The organism is Weissella cibaria KACC 11862, assembly GCF_000193635.1.
Taxonomy (GTDB): Bacteria; Bacillota; Bacilli; order Lactobacillales; family Lactobacillaceae; genus Weissella; species Weissella cibaria.
This window is the reverse complement of sequence record NZ_AEKT01000033.1, coordinates 12,106-36,901: the sequence shown is the minus strand read 5'-3', so window position 1 is coordinate 36,901 and position 24,796 is coordinate 12,106. Positions and strand designations below refer to the sequence as shown.

The following is a 24,796-nucleotide window of genomic DNA, read 5'->3' as shown; positions in this document are numbered from 1 at the left end:
ACGAAAAACCCCTTCACCCCCTTAAGCCACTAACGCAATGCGTCAGTGGCTCTTGGGAGCGAAGAGGTTTCTTCGTTATTTTTTAATTCTGGTCACCATCATCTCGGCGTGCAGCTAGCTTACGCTCAGTCACTTCGCGTCGACGATAGAAGGCCATGAGAACGCCGAACATACCGGCGGCAACTAATGTTGCAAACAATAGCGCCACAAAGTATGGGTCGTTCGTCATAACGTTGGTATCATGGAGGTTTTGCAAATCACTGACATCGCCATCCTTATCGTCTGGGATTTCGTGAATCCACAAGCCTTCATCACCATCAACAACCGTATCGTGAATAACCGCAACATCTGGTTCTGTAATCGGTTCTAGTGGTGCTGCTGACGTTGTTGGTGTCACATTCACCGCGCTCGCCGACGTGATAACCGCCTGACTCGCAGGTGCCTGACTAACCAGCGCCGGTGCAGCCGATGTTACCACCGGTACACTTGGCGTTGGCTGCAAAACAGTCACGACAGTTGGTGTTTGTTCAGTCGTCATTGGTGCTTTCACAGACTCATGTGGTATTACTGGGACCGTGGCCGTCGCAACAAAGGTTACCACCTGATCACCGTTTGGTTCGTTCGTCCGAACTAACTTGTAACCTGGCATATTGGCAACCTGCACATCACCAAAGTCCGTCTCACCCGTTTGCCCATTAATCTTGATCTCACTAACAACCGTACGTGCCGTCCGATCGTGCGTTTCAAGCCAAGGCATTTCAGCATGAGCATACTTGGTCTTGTCTGTTACCGCAGCATCCGGCACGCGTTCACCTGTCACCCGATCAACGCTAAAGTGCGGTGTCACCGTGACAACTTGTTCAACCGTTACAACCTTACCATCCGGCGTTTTAATCGTCGTATGGCGGACAATTGTGCGCGTCTTACCCGTGCTATCAACTGTATCGTGCTGCAAGTGAATCTCAAAGATTTGTGAATCACGTGTTGCATCAGCAATCGCATCATAATGGGTACCAGCAATAAAGCCGTCTGATACCAGCACATAACCCATCGCTTCGTAACGCTTAATGGTTGCTGGACTGTTGTAAACAACCTCACCGTCCGTCACGCCTTGCACATCATCAACACGCAAAGTCGCACCAGTCGTGTCATCAATTACCACAATTTGAGCCTTCGCAGCATTTGCGACAAATGTTACTTGGTGTCCTTGAGGCGCATTATCAACAGTCGCCAAACCATTTGGTGTGGTATCCGTTGCTTCCGGTGCAATGCTTGTCGCTGGTCGGCCGTCGACTAACATCGTGTAACCAGGCACCGCATACTTCGTCAAATCAACCGTTGCAAAATCAACACTTGTTGTTGACGTTTGGGTCACCTGACCAACAATATTTGGTCGGCCAGCTGCCTTAGGGAACGTGACCGTCACCGTTTGTTGTTGCACGGCTGGCGTGTAAGTCACTGTATAGTCCTGTGAATCAGCTTCCTTTGCGGTGTAAACAAACTCGTCAATCGACGTGTATGTTTTACCAGCAGCGTCAGTAATCACATGACTATAGCCTGGCACAGCCAAATCCGCAGTCTTCATACCAAAGCTGATTGTTGTATCTGACGTTCCTGTCGTCTCAACAACTGGTTGACGATGCTTAGGATCGTTCACAAATGTTAGCGTCGCCTTCTGATCCGTGTTAGCCACAAATGTCACGTTGTGAACTTGTGGTACATCATCAGTTGCTGACGTGCCATTGGCCGTGGTATCCGTTGCCTCAGGATTAATCATCGTTGTCTTCACACCATCAACCAACATTGTGTAACCGTCAACGTTGTAATTCGATAAGTCAGTCGCCGTGAAATCTTGACCAGTAACAGTCGTGTTCACCACTGTGCCAGTCTTGTTAGCTCGGTTTGCTGACGTAGGGAACGTCACGTTAACCGTTTGTTGTTGTACTTCAGGCGTGTAAACCACTGTGTAACTTGGGTTCTGCAGCGTACCGTCAGGGTTAACCGCGAATTGGCCAGGGACAGTCGTCAAATCAAAGTTTGCCTCTGAATGTTCAACCATCTTATGACCCGCCGCATCCGTCACCGTGAACGTGTAACCTGGTACTGCCTTCACTGTCGTCGCACCTGTAGCAGTTGTATTTAACGCATCCGTCTTACCCGTGATTGTCGCCGTTGCTGGTACATTCACTTGTGCCTTTTGCGTCGCATTCAACCCTGTCGTGTCGGTGTTAACCGTCACAACCTGTTCAACTGGTGTGTAAACAACCGTGAAGTGGTCATTCTTTGGTGTGCCATCTGGGTTGACCGTAAATGCGCCTGACACTGTCGTCAAATCAAAGTCTGACGTTGCATCTTGCGCCACAACCTTCCCAGCTGCATTCGTCACCGTGAACGTATAGCCCGGTACAGCTGGCACCGTCGTTTGGCCTTGCGCCGTCGTGTAATCTGCATCCGTCTTACCACTAATTTCACCATCCGTGGCATTAACCGTTGCTTGTTGTTCCTTCGTCAACATTGTCGTATCAAAGTGAACCGCAACCGTCACTGGCTCAGCAGTATACGTGACGGTGTAATCTTGCAAATCAGCTTCCTTCGCTGTGTAAACAAAGTCATCAATTGACTTGTACGTGTTACCAGCCGCGTCCGTAATGACGTAGCTGTAACCTGGTACTGCCAAATCAGCCGTCGTCGTCCCAAAGTTAATCGTCGTATCTGACTCACCATCATTCTTGGTAATTTGATCGCGCTGCTTAGGATCATTAACAAACGTCAGACGTGCCTTCTGATCAGTGTTCGCGACAAACGTCACCGTGTGCAATTGTGGCTTGCTATCAGTCTTATTCAAACCGTTAGCAGTTGTGTCAGTCGCTTCTACTGCAATGCTAGTTGCTGGCGTACCATCAACTAACATCGTGTATCCATCGACGTTGTAACTTGATAGGTCAGTGACCGTGAAGTCCTGTCCCGTCACAGACTTATTAACAACAGTGCCCGTCTCGTTGTCGCGGTTTGCTGACGCAGGGAACGTCACGTTTACCGTTTGTTGTTGCAATTCAGGCGTGTAAACCACGTTGTAACCTGGGTTCTTTAACGATCCATTTGCATTAACCGCAAATTGACCTGGCACCTTAGTCAAATCAAAGTTCTTCTCTGAATTTTCAACAACCGGCTTGCCTAACGCGTCCGTTACCGTAAATGTGTAGCCCGGCACAGCCTTAACCGTTGTATCGCCGGCAGCCGTTGCATTCAACGCATCCGTCTTACCCGTGATTGTCGCCGTGGTTGGTGCCTTCACTTGTGACGTTTGTGTCTCGTTCAAATTCGACGTGTTGTAATCCACCGCTACCGTTTGCTTAACTGGCGTGTAAACCACCGTAAAGCGATCGTTAACCAGCTTGCCGGTAGGATTCAATGCAAAGGCCCCGTCTACTGTCGTCAAATCAAATGACTTCGTCGCATCACTGACAACTGACTTACCTGACGCATCCTTAATGGTAAATGTGTACCCTGGCACAGCTTTAACAATCTTGTCGCCGGTTGCCGTGTCGTAGGTCGCATCCGTTACGCCATCAAGTTGGCCATCCTGCACATCAACCGTTGCCTGTTGTGCAGGGGTTAGGTTAGCCGTGTCGTAATCCACCGCTACCTTTTGGGCAACTGGTGTGTAAACGACTGTGAAGTGATCATTAATTGGCTGACCAGCTTCATTAACTGCAAACGTACCTGTCACTGTTGTCAAATCAAACGGCTTCGTCGCATCACTGACAACTGACTTGCCTGACGCATTGGTCACCGTAAACGTGTAACCTGACACAGCTGGTACCGTTGTCGCACCATTCGCCGTTGCATACTTTGCGTCCGTTACACCAGTAATCTTGCCATCAGTTGTCTTAACGGTCGCCTTTTGACCGTCAGTTAAGTTGTTTGTGTCATAGTGCACAGCAACTTCCACTGGCAATGCCGTGTACGTAACTGTGTAGTCCTGTGAATCAGCCTCCTTGGCCGTGTATACAAAGTCGTCAATTGACTCATATGTCTTGCCGTCCACATCGGTAATCACATAACTGTAACCTGGCACGTGTAACTTAGCCGTCGTCGTCCCAAAGTCAATCGTTGTATCTGACACACCATTATCCTTAGAAATCATATCGCGGTGCTTTGGATCGTTCTTAAACGTCAACGTCGCCTTTTGATCCGCCTTCGCCTCGAATGTGACTTCGTGAAGCTGTGGCTCACTATCAGTCTTGTTCAAACCGTTAGCCGTTGTGTCAGTCGCTTCTGCCGCAATGCTGGTTGCTGGCTTACCATCAACTAACATCGTGTAACCATCAACGTTATAACTTGATAGGTCAGTGACCGTAAAGTTATCGCCAGTCACAGACTTGTTCACGACCTCGCCAGTTACGTTTGGCTTACCCGCTGATGCAGGGAATGTCACATTAACTGTCTGCTGTTGCAATTCAGGCGTGTAAACAACCGTGTAACTTGGGTTCTTTAACGTACCATCTGAGTTAACCGCAAATTGACCAGGAACCTTCTTTAAGTCAAAGTCCTTTTCAGAATCCTTTACAAGGTCACCAGCATTATTCGTCACTGTAAACGTGTAGCCCGGTACGGACTTAACAGTTGTCGCACCATCAGCCGTCCCATTCAACGCATCTGTCTTACCCGTGATTGCTGCCGTGGTTGGTGCCTTCACTTGTGACTTCTGTGTGTCATTCAGATCGGTTGTGTTGTAGTTTACAGCCACCGTTTGTCCAACTGGCGTGTAAACAACCTTAAATTGGTCGTTGACCAACTTACCATCAGTATTCAAGGCAAACGCACCGGCCACCGTCGTCAAATCAAACGGCTTCGTTGCATCACTCACAACTGGCTTGTCTGATGCATCAGTGATTGTAAATGTGTAGCCTGGCACTGCCTTGACAATCTTATCGCCAGTCGCTGTACTGTACTTCGCATCCGTTACGCCATCAAGCTTGCCATCCGTCGCCGCAACAGTTTTCTGTTGCTCTGGCGTTAGGTTAGCCGTGTCGTAATCTACAGCCACTGATTGGGCAACCGGTGTATAAACGACTGTGAACTCGCTGTTAATTGGCTTACCAGCCGCATTAACAGCAAACGTCCCTGTTGCTTCCTTCAAGTCATAATCCGAAGTACTGTTTGCAACAACTGTATTTTTAGCCACATCGGTCACGGTGAATGTGTAGCCTGGCACTGCCTTTACAGTTGTCGCACCATCGGCTGTCGCATAACCAGCATCCGTCTTACCCGTGATGACACCATCAGTTGCATTGACTGTCGTCTTTTGACCAGCAGTCAAATTCTCAGTGTCATAATGTACGGCAACTTCCACTGGCTTAGCTGTATAGGTGACAGTGTAGTCTTGTGAATCAGCTTCCTTCGCCGTGTAAACAAAGTCGTCAATTGACGTGTACTTGTTACCGGCAGCATCCTCAATGACATAATCGTAACCTGGCACCGTCAAATCAGCCGTCGTCGTACCGAAGTTAATCGTCTCGTCTGACGTTCCTTCTGATTCAACGATTGTCGTCCGGTGCTTTGGATCGTTCTTAAACGTCAACGTCGCCTTTTGATCCGTGTTAGCCACATACGTCACCTTGTGGTTCTGTGGTGTCCCATCAGTTTCACTCAAGCCGTTAGCCGTTGTGTCGGTTGGCTCCGACGCAATCGTGGTCGTTTTCACACCGTCAACATACATCGTATAACCGTCGACACTGTACTTCGCTGCTAGATCAGTATCCGTAAAGTCGACACCAGTTACTGATTCCTTCACGACATCGCCAGTTACGTTTGGCTTTCCCGCTGATACAGGGAACGTCACGTTGACTGTTTGCTGTTGCAATTCAGGCGTGTAAACAACCGTGTAACTTGGGTTCTTTAGTTCGCCTGATTCATCAACCGCAAATTGGCCCGGAACCTTCTTCAAGTCAAAGTCCTTTTCAGCATCCTTAACAAGGACATCGCCAGCCTTATTCGTTACTGTAAACGTGTAACCTGGCACAGCCTTAACTGTCGTGTCACCCTCGGCCGTCTCGTTCAACGCATCAGTCTTACCTGTGATTGTTGCCGTGGCTGGCGCCTTCACTTGTGACTTCTGCGTGTCATTCAACTCGGTCGTGTTGTAGTTCACCGTAACCGTTTGATCAACTGGCGTGTAAACAACCGTAAATTCGTTGTTTATTGGCTGACCATCGCCATCAACCGCAAACGTACCCGTTGCGTTCGTCAAGTCGTACGCGTCCTTGCTATCTGAAACAACCTTATTTCCGGTCGCGTCAGTTACCGTAAACGTATAACCTGGCACGGCTGGTACCGTTGTCGCCCCATTAGCCGTTGCATACTTGGCGTCAGTTACACCAGTAATCTTGCCATCCTTTACGTTAACTGTTGTCTTCTGCTCAGCTGTTAACTCAGTTGTGTCGTAGTGCACCGCAACTTCGACTGGCAATGCCGTGTACGTTACCGTGTAGTCCTGTGAATCAGTTTCCGTGGCCGTGTAAACAAAGTCGTCAATTGACTCGTATGTCTTGCCGTCCGCATCCGTAATCACATAACTATAACCTGGCACATGCAAATCAGCCGTCGTCGTACCAAAGTCAATCGTTTCATATGCCTTACCGTCCGAAATCACCTTGTCAGCACGATTACTTGGATCATTTACAAAATGCAATGATGCTTTTTGCACAGCATCAATTGTGTAAACAACCTTCGTTGAAACTGGTCCGTAGCTGTACTCACCCGTCTCAGTATTCAATACTGCTTCCGCTTCATTTGACACTGACGTCTTATCCGGTGTGTAACCAGCGACGGTTGGCGTCTTTACCGTCGTGTACGTCAATGCACCCGTCGTTTCATTCACCGTTACCTTTGCCGCATCAGATGTCGCAACCGTGTACGTATCTGGCTGGTAATCCGTAACATACGCATCCTTCGCCGTTGCTTGAATTCGCGTGTTAGTTACCTTATCCATCTGATACGTGTGGTTCACTGTTACCGTAACCACGTTCGTTGCGGGCGCTGGGTTAGCCCCTTCGTACGTCACTGTTGACGTTGACGTCAACGGCTCAGTCTCGTTTGTAACTTGGTGACGCAACGTTACCGTAAATGACTGATCTTCCTTATCCTTATTGTCAAACAACACTGGATCAGTTGGTAGTCCAGCGACTACGTAGTAGCCGGCCTTAACCAACTTATCAACGACGTCTTGCGCCGTCTTAAAGTCAATCGTGCCATCAGTCACACCATCGATTGTCACATCCGTTTGCTTGGCGACCGGTTGTCCAGTCGTCAAATCACTAAACTTCACGACAACCTTCTGTGCATCTGCGGTATACGTCACCGTTGACTTAGCGGGTGCGTAGCTGTACTCACCAGTCTCAGTATTCAATACTGCTTCCGCTGTATTCGATACTGTCGTCTTATCTGGTGTGTAACCAGCTACAGCTGGTGTCTTAATCGTCGTGTACGTCAACGCACCCGTCGTTTCATCCACCGTTGCCTTTGCCGCATCAGCTGCCGCAACCGTGTACGTATCTGGCTGGTAATCCGTAACGTACGCATCCTTCGCTGTTGCTTGAATTCGCGTGTTAGTTACCTTATCCATCTGATACGTGTGGTTCACTGTTACCGTAACCACGTTCGTTGCGGGCGCTGGGTTAGCCCCTTCGTACGTCACTGTTGACGTTGCCGTCAACGGCTCAGTCTCGTTTGTAACTTGGTGACGCAACGTTACCGTAAATGACTGATCTTCCTTATCCTTGTTGTCAAACAACACTGGGTCAGTTGGTAGTCCAGCGACTACGTAGTAGCCGGCCTTAACCAACTTATCAACGACGTCTTGCGCCGTCTTAAAGTCAATCGTGCCATCCGTTACACCTTCGATTGTCACATCTGTTTGCTTGGCGACCGGTTGTCCTGTCGTCAAATCGTTAAACTTCACGACAACCTTCTGGGCGTCTGCGGTATACGTTACCGTTGTCTCGGCTGGTTCGTAACTATACTCACCAGTCTCAGCATTCAATACCGCATTGGCTGTATTTGATACTGACGTCTTGTCTGGTGTGTAACCAGCTACAACTGGTGTTTCAATCGTCGTGTACGTCAAAGCACCCGTCGTTTCATCCACCGTTACCTTTGCCGCATCAGCTACCGCAACCGTGTACGTATCTGGCTGGTAATCCGTAACGTACGCATCCTTCGCTGTTGCTTGAATACGTGCGCCAGTCACCTTATCCATCTGATACGTGTGGTTCACTGTTACCGTAACCACGTTCGTTGCGGGCGCTGGGTTAGCCCCTTCATACGTCACCGTTGACGTCGCCGTCAATGGCTCAGTCTCGTTTGTAACTTGGTGACGCAACGTTACCGTAAATGACTGGTCTTCCTTATCCTTATTGTCAAATAACACCGGATCAGTTGGTAGTCCAGCGACTACGTAGTAGCCGGCCTTAACCAACGCATCAACAGTCGCTTGCGCGGTCGTAAAGTCAACCTTACCATCAGTTACACCTTCGATTGTCACATCTGTTTGCTTGGCGACCGGTTGTCCAGTCGTCAAATCGCTAAACTTCACGACTACCTTCTGAGCGTCTGCTGTGTACGTTACCGTTGACTTGGCTGGTCCATAGCTGTACTCGCCAGTCTCAGTATTCAATACTGCTTCCGCCGTGTTTGATACTGACGTCTTATCCGGTGTGTAACCAGCGACGGCTGGCGTCTCAACTGCAGTGTACGTCAATGCACCCGTCGTCTTGTCAACAGTGACGGTCGCCTTGTCCACATCCGCTACCGTATACGTATCTGCCACATAATCAGCCCCGTACGAATCCTTCGCAATTGCTTGAATGCGTTGCTTTGTGACATTGTCTGTTTGATACGTGTGCGTAATCGTTACAGTTGCCTTATTTGACTTAGGTTCTGGGTTGGCACCTTCGTATGTCACCGTTGACGTTGCCGTCAAATCTTCACTTTGTGGGGTAACACTGTGACGCAGTGTTACTTCATAAGTTTGATTCTTTGCATCATCGTTGTCATATGGCACATCAGTCTTTGGCAATCCAGTCACAACATAATAACCAGCTTCTTCCAAAGCCTTCACAACATCTTGCGCTGTCGTAAAGTCAATCGTGCCATCAGTCACACCGGTAATCATCACCGGTTCTTGACCTGAAACTGCTTTACCAGTCGTCAAATCCTTAAATGTCACAACAACCTTTTGCACATCTGCGGTATACGTCACCGTTGACGCAACTGGTGCATAACTTACTGCACCAGTCTCTGCATCGACAATCGCAGCGCTGACATTTTGCTTCGTTTCCGCATCTGGCGTGTATCCGGCCACAGCTGGGGTATCTACCGTTTTGAACGTGATATCTCCCGTCGTGCCATCAACCGTTGCCTTAGAAGCATCAGCTTCAGCAATTACATACGTATCTGCCTTATAGTACGTACCATAATTAGCCTTATCGCCAGCTTGGATACGATTGCCAGTCACGTCATCCGTTTGGTATGTGTGCGTCACAGTCACAGAAACAACGTTCGCTTCTGGCGCTGGGTTGGCACCCTCATACGCCACTGTTGATGTTGCTGCAAGTGTTTCGTGTTCATCTGACACACCATGACGAACTGTCACCGTAAATGTTTGGTCATTTGCATCGTCGTTGTCGTACAAAGTTGCATCCGTTGGCAATCCAGTCACAACTTGGTATCCCTTAGCAATAAGGGCATCAACGACCGTTTGGGCAGAAGTAAAGTCAATCGTACCGTCTGACAATCCAGAAATTGTCACCGTATCTTGGTCAGCAACTGCCATCTTCGTCGTTGCGTCTTCAAAGTTGACATGAACCGTCTGCTTGTCCGCCGTATAAACGACATCATAACCTGGCATGACCAAGTTACCGTCAGCATCAACTGCAAATAATTGATCCTTCGTCAACGCATTCTTTGTCAAGTCGAAGTCCGTTGTCTGTGGGTCGGTTGTCACCAAATCGCCACGAGAACCGTCAGCCTTCTTCTTGTAAATCATGAATGTGTAGCCATCAACTGAATGAATAATCATTGTTGTGGCAGCTGTCGCAACTGACAATAATGCATCAGTTGTTGCCGTGACCGTCGTTGGATTATCCTTCGCCCCCGCATCTACGCGGGCTTGTTGGGCCGTCGTTGGTGTACCGGTAACTGCGTACGTCACCTGCATGTGTTGTGGCAACGCCGTGTAAGCAACATCGATTTCAGGCGTCTTTAATTGTTCTGACCCAGCAACGGCAAGTCCTGATTCATTACCAGTGCCGCTTACTGCGAAAGTATAACCGTTTGCTACGTCAGCCAAATCGAATGTCGCCTGACTACCCAAGTTAGTTGCTGCCGAAATAGCTGATGATGTTGCATCTGATCCTTGACCGTGCACTTCGCTGACCGTGAATGTGTAACCAGGTCGACCTGAAATCACAGCATTTGATGCACCACTCATTGTAGCTGATGCATAGTTCGTATCCGTATTACCAGTCAACGTAAAGTCAGCAGCCGAACCAGGCACATTGGCTTGTTGGTCCGTCGTCAAACCATCTGTCTTGTAGTTAACGTTCACCGTTTGTGAAATTGGCGTGTACGTCACTTCGTATGCTTGGTCATCTGTTTCATCACGCGTAAAGCGCAAATCATCAATATTAATCGGCGTCTTCGTGGCATCCCCAACCAAAGTCACGACAAATGTATAACCTGGTACATAAAGTTGACTTTGCGTAATACCAAAATCAACCTTGGCATCGGTCGTGCCATCTGTAATCGGTGCAACGATTGGCAAATCACCAGCAGAAACCGGCTTATTCACAATCGTCAAACTTGCCTTTTGATCGGTGTTCGCAACATAAGTCACAACGTGCTTTTGCACAGTGCCATCAGTTGCAGCCACAGATTGTGCAAGTGCCTCATCCGTTGCATCATTATCAAACGTGTAAGCGACATCCGTGTTGTCCGCCTTTTGTGACGCCAACACTGTGCCAGCCTCACCGTCGATGTGCATCGTATAACCCGGAATGTTGTAATCCTTACCCAAATCAACTTCGGCAAACGTTTGATTTGAATCAGCCGTTTGCGTAATTGGATCCGTCACTGGTGCTTTACCAGTTGCTGGATCAGTTGGGTTTTCAAAGGTAATTTGTTGTTGCTTATCTGCTTGATACGTAATTGTGTATTGATTTTGAATCAACGCACCAGTCGTTGCATCAACTGCAAACGTACCTGGCAATGTGCTCAAATCAAAGTCCGCTTCACGCATGAACAACAACTTACCCGTTGCATCCTTAACCACATGGCCGGCTGCATCTGTGATGGTATACGTATAACCTGGCACGGCCTTCACGAGCTTGTAGTTAAAATCGCCTGACGTTTCATCCGTGTACGCCATGTCGGTCTGACCTTCGAGTGAACCAGTTACAATGCCTGAGTCATCCGTTGGCAAACCTGTGACTGCCAACACATCTGTCATACCAGTATCAGCGACATGGTAAACCACATCTATGTGTTGCTTATTCGCTGAGTAAACAACCTTGTAACTCGTGTTAACCGCGTGCATGTTGGCTGTGACGTTACCCTTACCATCATCGTCGAAGGCACCGGCTAAATCACTGTCCGTCTTATCATCCACGTGCGCAACACCAGATACAGTCGCCGTGTAGCCTGGTACCACAACATAGCTAAAGCCGTACTTGTGGTCCGTGTAAATGCCAGTCTTAGCAACTGGTGCTGCAACTTGCGCGTCGATCTTAGCCTTAGCCGTCGCATTCGCTGCATCCTGAGTGGCTGCATCAGCCCATTCGTACGTCACATCAAAGTCTTGCTTCGTTGGCAACAACGTAATGTCGTAATGTGATGTTTGCAATTCACCAGTCGCGTCAACCGCAGCTGTATTAGTAAATGTCACATTCAACTTGTCTGAACTAATCAACGTGTGATCATCCAGCTTGTAATACGTGATAATCGTGCCATCTTCTGCCGTCTCAGTGACCTTAGCCAACTTGTCCCAGTCGATCAGCTTGCCATCGATCTTCTCAATCGCATAACCAGGGGTTGCGACAGATGTAATCTGGTAACCCTTATCGGTCTTGATTGAAATCTTCGTATCAGCTGGCAACGTAAACGTTCCTGATGGTTCAGTCGCATCGGTTGGTTCATCAACTTCATAATGCACCTTGATGTCGTGATCCGTCGGCACATACGTCACGACGTAAACTGAATTATCACCTGACATATCATCTGCCGTGAACGTCCCGTTAATTTGGTTCGTCGCAGCATCATATTGACCAGTTACCTGAGCGCTTTGGGCAACTACCACCGTCGTATAACCTGGCAACGTTTGGATAGTCGTCGCTGGGTACGCACCGTCAGTCACACCTGAAATAACTGTTGTTTCTGGCAACGTTGGTGCATTCGCCAAGGTAGCACTTGAATCGTATTGGTAAATGACCTTAGCAGATGTTGGTTCAGCGGTATACGTCACCGTATAGTCTGTCACCGCCAACTGTTCACCGTTCATTTGGAACGTGGCCGTCTTCAATTGATCAAGCGTTACGGCCTTGTCGTTCGAATCCGTAATGACATAGGCATAACCTGGCACCTTAAGTTGGGCATCCGTTGGCACGTTGTTATACGTACTGTCCGTAACACCCGTCAAGTTGGCCAAATTAGGCACCTTGGCAGCTGGCAAACCAACTACCCTAACCGGAATTGATTGGTTGTTAGCTGTGTAAACAACATTAAATAGCTGTGGCGTACCATCGACGGTCGCGTCCGCAGCATTATCCGTGTTGTCATACGTTGCCATTGCTGCCACCGCATCCGTCAATGAACTAAAGCCATTAACCGTGTAGGTGTAACCGGCCTTTGCCAAAGCAGCATCCGTCATCTGCAACACAATCTTCGCTCCCGTTTGACCAGTCGCCGTCTCAAAGTTATGTGTGGCATCCTGCACAATGGCTTGTTGCAGCGTTGGCGTGTAATCCACTTCAACCTGCGTCACAGCCAAACCGTTATCGTCAATCGTACCTGGCAACAAGTTAAAGACTTGATCACCAAGTGCCGTCAAATCGACCGCCGTCTTCGTGCCATCGGCATGTACCAGATAAGCTTGGAACGCATATCCAGGTACGTGCAATTGCGCAGCCGTTGGCAGTGTGTTGTTTGACGTACCATCCAACTCTTGACCATAGTGACCATTCGTATAACCGGCAATCTTAGCTAAGTTATTCGCCGTCATTAAGCCCGTTGGCAAACCGCTTTGCACAATGCCGATTTGTTGCTTCTTAGCCGTGTATGTCACGTCATAAGTTTGTGTGTCATCATCAGCATCCGTGTACTTTGGCAAGTTAACCAGTGACGCATAGGCGTTGCTGGTACCGGCCAAAACATACGTATAACCAGTGCGCACCAAATCTTGATCAGTCAACGTTTGCTTGGTTGTTGGGTTTACAAACGTAATTTGTGTGTTCGTTGTACCGTTTGTCGTATCGATATCAGCTTGTTGCTTTGGATCATTCACAAAGACCAACTTAGCCTTTTGATCAGACTTGGCTGTGTAGATAATGTAGACCGTTTGATCTTGATTATCATCACTGTCAAACGTTGCGACGGTGTTTTGCCATTGGTAGGCATAACCTGGCACGTCCAAGTCAGTAATCTTATCGTAGCTAACTGTACCATTAGAAATACCATCGATACGCTCTGCCACACGACCATTCATTTCCACACCGTCCGTCGTATTCAATTTGAATACCACGTTGACACGTTGTGCATTTGGCGTGTACGTGACCGTGTAACTTTCACCACCAGCAGGCATACCTGGCAAATTAGCCAATTGCGCCAGCGTGTAGGTATTACCATTTGCATCAACCACTGATGCGGTATAACCTGCAACGTCTGGCACTGCAACGGCATACTTGGCATCTGTCAAAACGGCCTCGTCTGCAATGTTAGTTGGCAATCCCGTCATTGGTGCCGTCCAGCCTTTAATCGTGTCATATTGGTAGTTCACGTTCAAAGGATTATCAGTTGCAACCAACGTATAAACGATTGTGTCGCCACCAACTGATGTCACAAAGTCACCGGCCTGGACATCCTTGTCGTTCAAGGTAACCTTTTCAACCTTATATCCCGCTGGAATATCCGTTGCCGGACCATTCGCACTGACCGTGAAGCTAGCATCCGTCGCCGTTTGGTTGACGAATGTTGTCTTGCTCATGCGATCAAGGGCAACTTCTGGACCTTGGTACAACGTCGTTTGCGTCTGTGCTTCAGGCGTGTAAACCACGTTGTAGGTTGCCCCGCCAGCCACCATTTGAATAGGTGCCGTGGGGTCAATCGTTGATTGATTATCCTTATCGCCCGTTGTCACCGTGGCAACATAACCCGCAATCTTAGGGACAACCACTGTGTAGTTGTCACCCGTTGCGTAAGATACCTTATCGATATCTTGCGTCGCGTTCGTACCTGTTGACTTACCTGGCAATAACGCAACTGCCTTCGCATTTGGCGTCTTATTAGCGAAACCGTAGTTAACCGTCAATGGTTGGATGGATGCCTTCAAGTTGTAGACCACTGTGTTATCACCAGCGATGACTTGCAAGTTTTGGGCATCAGCATCATCAACTGATAGTTCCTGACCATTGATTGTGATTGTTGCCACTTGGTATCCACGTGGAATCAACGCCTTCAATGGGCCATCAGCCGTCACATCATACGTTGAATCCGTGGCAGCTTGCACAGTATCGGCTGTCATTTGGGTCATTTGCACCTTGGCATTCTTAGGCAAGGTGTATGACGTCTTGATATTTTGCACTGCTGGCGTGTAAATCACGTCGTAGTATGCACCATCAGCCGTCATGGCCAAACCGGCGGCTGCAATCGCCTTAAATTGGGTTGCTGTGTACGTGTTCAAAACAGTTCCGTCAGCAGCCTTCGCAACAATTTGGGCAGTGTAACCAGCAACTGTTGGTACCGCTACATTGTAGGCGTCGTCAGTCGCAACCGTGTCGTTAACATTGGCCGCAATCGTTGTCTTTGGGGTCGTCCAGTTTGCCACCTTTGCTGTGGTGTAACTGTACGTTACCTGCAAAGGCTCTGGCGCTGCCGTCAATGTGTATTCGATTTGGTTCGCAGTCGTGCCAAGCTCTGAGACAGCCTTCACCACTTCATCAACTGATGTAAAGGCTGCATCCCCCTGGTGCAACCCACTCGTGGCTGAGTCGGCCGTCGCAACAACAGCCTTGTTATACGTGATTTGGCTGACGTAGTAACCAGCGGGGATGGTAGCCCCACCAGTTGTATCAACCGTGTACGTCGCATTCGTATCACGAACCGTCGTCGTCGTTGCAGGCATCTTATCAGTTGCTGCAGCGGCATTCTTCGTATCAGATACGTAACTCGTCGTAATCTTTTGTGGCACTGCCGTGAAGACCACATCATAGTTCGTGCTTGGTAGCACCCCACTGGCCACGTAGGCATTTCCGTTAAACGTCAATGCACCCGCGTCTGAACGTGAGAATCCTGCAATATCAGCTGCGGTATCCGTCACAGTATAGGCACCGCCACCATCAGCTGGCATATCAGCCGTTACGTGAATAACCGCTGGCGTACGGTCACTGTAGTATGAGTTGCCATCGGCATCCACTACTGGTTCACCCTTATTAATCACCTTACCGGCTGAATCCTTGTAAGTGTATGTGATAGTTGGGTCAACCTTGTATTGGTACGTGACAAAGTTATTAGCCGCTTGATATTTATGATCGACGTTATTGGTATCAACACTCAAGTTAACCCACGTCTTCTGAATATCAGTCAATTCAATCGGGTTCAAAATCGTCTGCTTCGTTAACGTTCCAGCAGCAATTTCAGAAGCGTGTTCCGTATTGTATGCTTCTGCCTCTTTATTTTGAGCCGTCATAAATTTGTTATAAACATTCGTCACATAATCAATATATTCATCTGAAGTTTGTGGAACAGGGTCGTCTTTACCATCACCATCCGCATCAAAATCAAATGTCAAAGGCGTTGAAGACCAAACACCTTCTTTATCGACCAGCTTATACCCATCGAAGTTTTTAACAGCTGAAGCCTGTGACGTAGCGCTGATAGTTCCATCAAGACCAACTGAACGCCAGTCACCAACAACTTCGGCGCCCATGTCACCAGTTGTCACCATATTCGTCGATAGATACGTATCAACCATTCCGTTTGACGTCTTTGACTGAACAACTTGGCCCTTGTCATTTACCAAAACATAGTTTGCAGTCACTGTCATACGATTTGGCGTATAACGCACGACCAAGTGAGGCGCCTGTTGGGTACCATTGCTTCCACCAAGCAACTCGTTAAATTGTGGATCAGGATCATAGCTATTATTAGCGTCGTTTTCAATCAAACCAAATCCATTTACCTTTGGTCCATATGGACCATTCAAATTTCCTTGGTCAGCTCCGGCCGTTGTATAGGCTGGAATTGGCAACGTAGGCACCTTAAATGAGTAGAACCCGCCGGCAAATCCGACTTCGTGTGTCAAAATTCCGGTAGGTGGCTCATTTGGCTTATCAGGGTCCTGAACCAGGTAAACGATGTCAAACTGGTACATTTCTGGACGGTACGTCACGTACAAAGTACGACCATTGTCAGGGTCATCGTCATCTGAGAAAGTGTAACGTTTGGCCACGACACCTTGGTCGTCAGTCTTACCCTTTGGACCTGTACCATCTGGGTAAGTTGTTACAGAGCCAAGCTCATCTGTTTCAGTATCAGGTGTATTTCCTTCACCGAAATCAGCAGAGTAGAAGTAATAACCTTGCTCCAACATTCCCTTATTAGAAACATTTACCACATAATCATTGCCATACACCCCGGTAGCAACCGCGCTATCACCTTGGGGATTTACCGTCATGTAAATTGGATTACCATCTTTATCCAAAACTGAATTAACCGTCTTACCGTCGGTTGACGTCATTTGCTGTACACGATAAACAATTTTAACTTTGGCCGCATTAGCCGTGTACACCAAGTTAACCTCTTGTGGTGTCCCATCGACTGTTGCCGTGCCGTTGTTCGTCTTATCAAACGCCGTTGTGTTCGTCGTTTCGTCGGTTACGAGGGTATAACCCTTGACCACCTTGTCGACAGATTTGTAATCAACTGTATCACCCGTCAATCCATTGATTGCAATGACATCCTTGCCCGGCATCTTTGTCAATGACCCATCTGTGTTTTGCACCATGTAGTTCACATGAACCGTTTGGGCATCCTTAGCATAGACAATTGTAAACACTTGCGGCTCTGCATCAGCACCATTCACGTTATCAGAATCATCGAATGTGGCAGTTGCTGGTAAGTCAGTCACAATGTGATAGCCAGGTATTGCCTTCAAGGCTGCCGTAATCGCTGAAAAGTCTACAGCGCCAGCCGTCACACCATCTGGCAAATTAACATTGTTCTTCAATGCCTTGCCATCTGGTCCAACAAACGCAACTGATGCTGATTGCATATTTGCCTTGTAGACCAAGTTAACTGTTTGAGGCTTTGTATCATCATTAACTAATGCTTTTCCTGTCGTAGCATCAATTTTCACTCGGTTGTAATTATCCGTTTGAGCCGTTACACCAACCGTGTCATATGTCGTTGTTGTTTCACGTCCATCAGAAATCAATTGATATCCCTTGATATTTGCCAGCGACGCAATTGGCTGGTAATCAATCGTTGTGTTTGAATATCCTTTAACCGCCGTAGCAGTTCGGATAGCCTCCCCATTCTGATTAAGGAAATTAACATTAACTGTCTGAACACCATCTTTTAGATAGTAGTAGACTGCATAAACTGGTTGTGTACTTGTTTTTGCAGTTGCCGTATTTTTTGCCACAGTATTATCATCTGTCGCAGAAACCATCGTTGGCATCGTCGAATAGGCATAAACCCAAGGACTACCATCACTAGCGTATGCTCCTGTCGCTGGATATGAAACGTCTGTTTGATCACGTGCACCAGACATATAACCGTTAGAGTATAACTCCCAACCCGTCATTGGTTCAGGCAAACTCCAAGTCATGCCCTTCGTTACTGTTTTACCAGTATCTAAATCTTTAGAATCATTTGTCAGTGTGACGTAGAAATATGTCATAGATGACGAATCGGGAGTCGTCAAAATTTGTTTGATTGAACCATCAGCATTTTTAATAACACCTGTTCCATAATTTTGAGTAACTGACTTTCCGTCGCCCAATGGAATCGTAACGACCGGATTTGAGATTTGAGCAACCTTTACCGAACGACCATCTGCCGTTGTTTGCGTAAAAATCGTTGCGACAGTTCCACTAACCATCATCTTCGTGTTCCATGGGTTGATACCACCCGCTAATGTTTGAACGAAAACAACGTTATTAGTCCCTTGCGTAAAGTCAGATGCCGTCTTCACCGTCGAAGACGCGTATCCCATCCCCTTCGCAAACGTTTCGCCATTATAAGTGTATCCATTCTGAATACCCACAAACTTTCCATTCGCATCAAATGCATTCGTATCATCAGTTGACAGAAGAACGAAACTATAATTAATCGACTTACCAGTATACGCTAATGTAACGGTCTGATTTGTTTCAGTATCGTCGTCGTACGTCAATTGCTGTTTATCTGGTGCCACACCATTTTGGGCATCATAGGCATACTTAGACATTGCGGCTGGTAGTGTGTCTGTTTTGAGGTACTTTGCAATCTGTGTATAGTCAATCGTCTGACCAGTCGTACCCGTTAATGTAATCGACATTTGGTCAGAATCTGGCATGGCATACTGACTCACCAGTTTTGCAGGATTAGTGATGTCATATTGGTTAACCACAAAGTTCACCACAACCTTCTGCAAATTAGCCTTATAATTCATCACAATCGCATTATCTGCACTAACCGCACTCAACTTATCCAGTGCTGCTAAGGCTGCTGCTGAAGAAGTATACGTTTGACCATTAACAACAACGCTTTGTAGCGTATATCCCTTAGGCACATAACTCACAACAGTCTTGTAATCATCAATCGTCTTGTAACTTTCGTCAGTCACCCCGTCGACTTCAGTGATTGCCGTACCATCCGCACGAGAAGCCGCTTTAACGGTTGTCCCGTTATCAGTCTTATACGTTACCTTAGCTGACTGCGCATCGGCTGTAAACCAGTACGTAATCGTGTTGTCACCCATCAAAGCCGTGTATGACCCATCCGCTAACTTGTTAACGCCTGCCAAATCTGAATCAGCCGTTACTAACGTATAACCCGCTGGCGCCGTTGGATCCGTAATCGTCACCGCAGCGTCAGTCGTCAAATTCGTGTTCACGACCGTCTTAAGACCTGGTACTGCCGCAGTACCAGTCTTTTGACCAGCTTCACCTTCAAGGTAGTAATGCGTCGTCAAAGTCGCTGGGTTTGCCTTATACGTGATGATGTGAACTTGTTGATCACCATCGACGTCAGATGCATATGTCTTACCATCTGGGCTACTCAACGGTGCAATTGGCGTCCCACCAACTGGGTTGTTCGTGGCGTCGGCTGTTTCCGCTGCAATTTCAGTGGCTGCCTTACCATCAACCAGCATGGTGTACCCCGGAATCTCATAGCCCGTCAACTTAAAGACCGGGAAAGTTTCACCCGTCTTACCAGTTTGCGTGACAACCGGCTTTGTAATATCAGCCTTGCCCACTGCCTTTGGGTACGTCACCAAAATTGCTTGCTCTTGTGCGTCTTGGGCATAACGAATGTTAATCACCTGATCAACCGTATCGTCATCATCAAAGTAGTTCGCATCGGTATCAATCTTCGTCCAACCAGGAATCTCATTTTCAACCTGAATTGGTGAGTTAGATGGTCCCGTCACTTGACGTGAGGCTTGGCCTGGAATCTGCTTGCCATCTTCATCCACAAAATTAACCGTGGCTTTTTGCGTGGTTGCTAAGAAGTAGTATGAAATCGAATTCGTACCGGCCTTCACCGTGTACTGTCCGTTCGCACCACCTGCTAGACCTGACAAATCTGTATCAGCCTTTTGCAACACATATCCCTTAAACATTGGATCCGTCAACGTAATCACATCGTCCGTGTGCAAATTAGCCAACTTATCAGCAGTTAATGCTGGCACATCGGGCGTCATCAACGCACCATTACGCGTTGACATTTGATATGAATTATCCTTGTTATCCGTATCCAAAAGGTAGTAAATCACTTGCAAAGTGGCTTCATCAGCAACGTAGCCAACCGTAATTGTGTTCGTACCATCAACAAACTTACCAGTGCCCAAGTCAATTCCCAAACGGGTATAACCTGGAATTGCCTTGTTCGTGACTGCGCTCGTATACAAACCATTTGAGGCATAGTCCGCCCCTGTTGTTCCCGACAAGCTAACTGGTGTTGTCCCTGGGACAGCGGTCTTCGTGTAAGTCACCTTGCCGTCCGCATCAACCGTTGCCAAAACATAACGCACTGTTGCTGATTGGTTCGCCGCAATGAAGTGCACCGTAACCGTCTGATCCAATGTCGTATCCGCATCAAACGTTGTGGCAGCATCTGTGCTGTCATACGTATAGCCGGCTGGCGCCGTCTTCATTGCCGCCGTTACCAAGTTTGCCAATGGTGAATTTGACGTACCAGTCAACGTGGTTGGCAAATCTGCCGACATCCCCACAACTGGGTTACCATTCTGGTCAACGTAGCGTACATTCGCTACTTGTGGTGCGGCTTGGTAAGTCACCGTAATCACCGTACTGTTGTTTGAACCAAATACGCCACTGTTGGCAACCGTTACTGCTTGTGGCGTCCAGATTGTTTGACCAGCTTCGTCAGTCTTACCACTATCAACCTTACCAGCGACCTGAGCCGTATCAGTGATAACTGGCTTGCTATAACCTGGCACATCTGGCGTTAATTTCGTTGTGTCGTACGCTTCGCCCGTAACACCTGTCAAAGATGTTGGGGTACCAGCTGGCACAGCCACTGGTGCACCCGTTTGGTCAACGTACTTAATGACTGCTTTTTGGGCCTGGGCAACGTAAATAACAAAGACGTTGTTCTTGCGTGAGTCTGCTGACAGAATTTTTGTTGAAACCGTATTTGCTTCCAACGTATAGTCTGTACCAGCATCATCCAAAGGCGTATCCGTCGCAACGTTCATTGGGTTATCGGACGTGACGTTTCCTGCAGTCACCCACACAAAATCATACCCGGATACTTCTGGGTATAACTGTGCCGATGTCGCTGGATCGGTTGGCATCTTTGTGTTGGCATATCCCTTATAAATAAAGGTATTCGCCGTGCCACTTCCCAATGGGGCAAATTGCGTGTACTTACCATCGCGCAAAGCGAAGTAGTAGATTGTGGCGATAACTGGTTGTTGGGTAAAGTTAATCGTCACCACATCATCGACGTCTGCATTCATCACAGCCGTGGTTGATGTCGCAGCCTTACCGTTCACTACTGGCGCCTTACCATCCCAAGAAAAGCCACCTGTAACGTTTTCAAGTTTCGTTAAATCAACCTTATCGTCAGTAACGCCCGTCATCAAAATGTACGGTGCACCATTAGCATCGTAGTTAATATCGTGACCGTTAATTTGACGCAAACCAATTAACTTCGTATCAATTGGTTTTACCAACCCGGTATTCGGATCCGTGTATGTGTAATAAACCTTGATACTATCTGGCAATGCTGTGTAGGCATACGTGTAATTAATCATGTCACCCGCATTACCAGCCGGCGTCTTAATAGCCGTATAATTCTTGACTTCATTACCCGCTGCATCTGTGACTACCAACTTATAACCAGGTACTTCGATTGCAGCTGGCAAATCGTACGTACTATCAGTTGCCGTCGCAATTGTCTTCGTCTCTGACGCAATTTGCGTCGCATATGTCGCTGGCAATCCCGTTACGGTCGTCTTAACGGTTTGTGCATTCGACGTGATATAAATCCAGATAGGTTGGTCAGTTGTATCGTCTGAATCAAATGCACCATTCAAATAACCAGCGTTAATTGAGTAACCCGGCTTTGCCCAAATCAAGTCACTGTACCCATCGGCAGTTGAATAAGCTTCCGTGGCCCAACCCGAAATCTTCTGTGTTGGCAAGGCGTCAGCAACACCATTCACCATGTAATGCACCGTCGCAGTCTGACGTGTCGCATAGACCAACGTCATGACATTAGCCTTCGACCCTGAAACCGTCACGTCGTTCGCTGAAATCAACTTGTACTTCGTGCTGTCAATTGCACTGCTTGACGGTGCCTGGTAGGCATAATCATCAATTTGGTAGTTTGGTGAGACGTAAGCAATACCAATCTTGTCACCAACGTTTGCCTTCATACTCGTATCAGGCAACAGCGTCTTCCCTGACGCGTCTTGGTACTTAACCGTCACTGAGTTTGGCACCAAGGTTCCTGAGAAGTGCATATCTTTACCAGTAAGCGGGTTCCGTTGCGTAACATCAATCGACGCTTCCATCACGGCTCCGTTACCACCTGTAACACCCAACAAACCAAGTGACAAAACGCCCTTTTTCAACAATTCTTGTAGCAATGTATAAGTCCAAGTCAGATATTGGCTCTTATCATTCACATTGGTTGAACCTGGCTTTGGCATCGATGCCGTCAAAACATGCGTAGTCGCATCATAGCTCAAGAAATAAGGCATTCCAGTCGTTAGAATACCAGCGGGTACAGAATTTTGCGTCGTTGATGAGTAACTAGTTCCCTTACTCGTGTTTTGCGTGTACTGTACCCCACCCGTTCCGTTTGTCAAATTACCATCGGCGTCAGTTGTACGGAAACCAGCAACTGGGTAACCGTTCTTTTGGTACGTTTCGTTTGTGTTCGTTCCGAAGGTTTGGTCACCCTTGTTTGAGTTATAGAAAAAATCGATACCAAAGGCGATGGCATCCGGTAAACCACCGATTCCCAAGTCACCGTTCGTCCCACCAATCGTACCCGGGTCGGTTGGTGACAAGAAGAGTCCCAAAAAGTCTCCCGATGGATAAGTTGATCCACCTTGGAAGGCATTTTGCTTGCCATCCACAGTTGGTAATTTAGCCACACGTGAGTCTGAGTGATTTGACATAAAGAACTTACCAGTAATGGTAAAGTTTCCTGACAAATCCAATTGGTACTTATACGTCACGTTTCCGGCAACCGGCTTAACGGCTGCTTGCTTCGTACCATCGGCACTCGTCACACCAGTCAAGTTGTAGTATTGCGTGTCGCCATCGACCGTCGTTGTTGACGTCAAAGAACTCGCATCGCCGCTTGGTACCGCCGCTGTGTTTTTAGGCGTATCAGTTGGATCAGAGTCAGCGCTCGCCGTCCAGCTGGTCAACCCAGTTCCTTCTTTAATCGTTGAAGTCGTCGTCTTCGAAACGGTTCCACCAGTCACGAAAGCGTTGTAAATTTGGTCATCGTTGTGCGCCAAAATGAGGGCATCACGAACCTTACCTGCGTCAACTTCCGCGTCAGTAACGGTGTTAACCGCACTGGTCATAATTGGGTCCACAACAAAACGGAAGTCGTCGTATAACCCCGTTTGGTGAAGGGCAGCGACCACTTTAGCAAATTGATTTGTTGGTGCACTCACAATCAAATCGCCATACGCTGATAACTTAGCCGTGGCGTTAAATCGTGAAACATCAAGATTGACATACGCGGATTGTGCCCGCGCTAAAACATCGTCCTGCACACCACGCTTGTCGGCTGCAGCCATTTGAATGGCTTGTTGCAGTTCAAAAGTCATGTTGTTCACAACGTTATACACCGTCATCATCAAGACATCGGCATTTTTAACTTGCATGTGCGTGGCTTGGTATTGCGCTGATGTCAAAGATTGTGCGACCCCATTCGCTTCTTCGACAATGTGATCGACCAATGCTTCCATCGCTGTGTTACGAACGACTTTATCAGTTTTTGAAGCCGCAATCGCTGCTGAGTCTGCGGCAGCGACGCTATGCATTGCAGCCACAATTGACGTCACGGCTGTTGCAGCTGACTTGGCTGAATCAACTGAATAAGAAACGCCTGACGTTGTGTGACTTGCTGATGACGAAACAGCTGCTGCCGTTGACTTCTTACTAGTAGCAGAGGCACTACTCGTCGTGACTTTGGCAGGTTGCTTAGCGCTAGAAGAGGCGACATTCTTTTTCACACTTGTTGATGCACTTGAAGAAGCGTTACTTGAAACCATCACACTAGCTGAGGTTGTAACACTTGATGCTGATGAAGAAATTGACGCAGACGTCGACTTAACGACTGTACTTGATTGCAAACTAGCGCTGACTGAAGAAGCGCTTGAAGCTGATGAAGCAACCGCACTAACAGACGCACTTAAAACAGTTGCTGCTACATCACTAGCATCAACTTGTGCAGAATTTGATAGTTGATCACTAACTGTTGACACCTCAGTTGCTGTTGACAAGACAACCGTGCTGTCCGAGTTAGGTGCGTTGGCTTGTTCTGCCGAATCAGTCGTTTGTGACTGATCAGTATCTTTGTCATCGGCATGGGCGCTACCACCGCCCAAAAAAGCCCCAATCAAAGACAAAGTCGCCATGCTGGCAAACACCCACTTTTTACCATCTTTGTACATCTTGTATCGCAATTTGCGATCAAACATGTCCTTTTGCAGGTTCATTTTCATATTAAGTTCCCCAATTCTCTTATGACTCTCTTTTTCATAATCGATAGTGGCCTATATTCCACCTAGTTAGAAATAATTATAAATGACATGTCGGACGAA

General features: G+C 47.7%; 1 protein-coding gene. It reads right to left on the bottom strand.

Annotated features, from left to right (window positions below):
- Positions 1-82 precede the first annotated feature (82 nt).
- The gene (locus ESE_RS0107345) at positions 83-24,697 is read right to left on the bottom strand and encodes a mucin-binding protein (RefSeq protein WP_010373432.1); all 24,615 of its coding nucleotides are present in this window, start codon (positions 24,695-24,697) and stop codon (positions 83-85) included.
- Positions 24,698-24,796: the final 99 nt, after the last annotated feature.

What these genes read in the sequence shown, in the direction of transcription:
- ESE_RS0107345 (WP_010373432.1), bottom strand. Translation starts at nt 24,697, where the DNA reads ATGAAAATGAACCTGCAAAAGGACATGTTTGATCGCAAATTGCGATAC.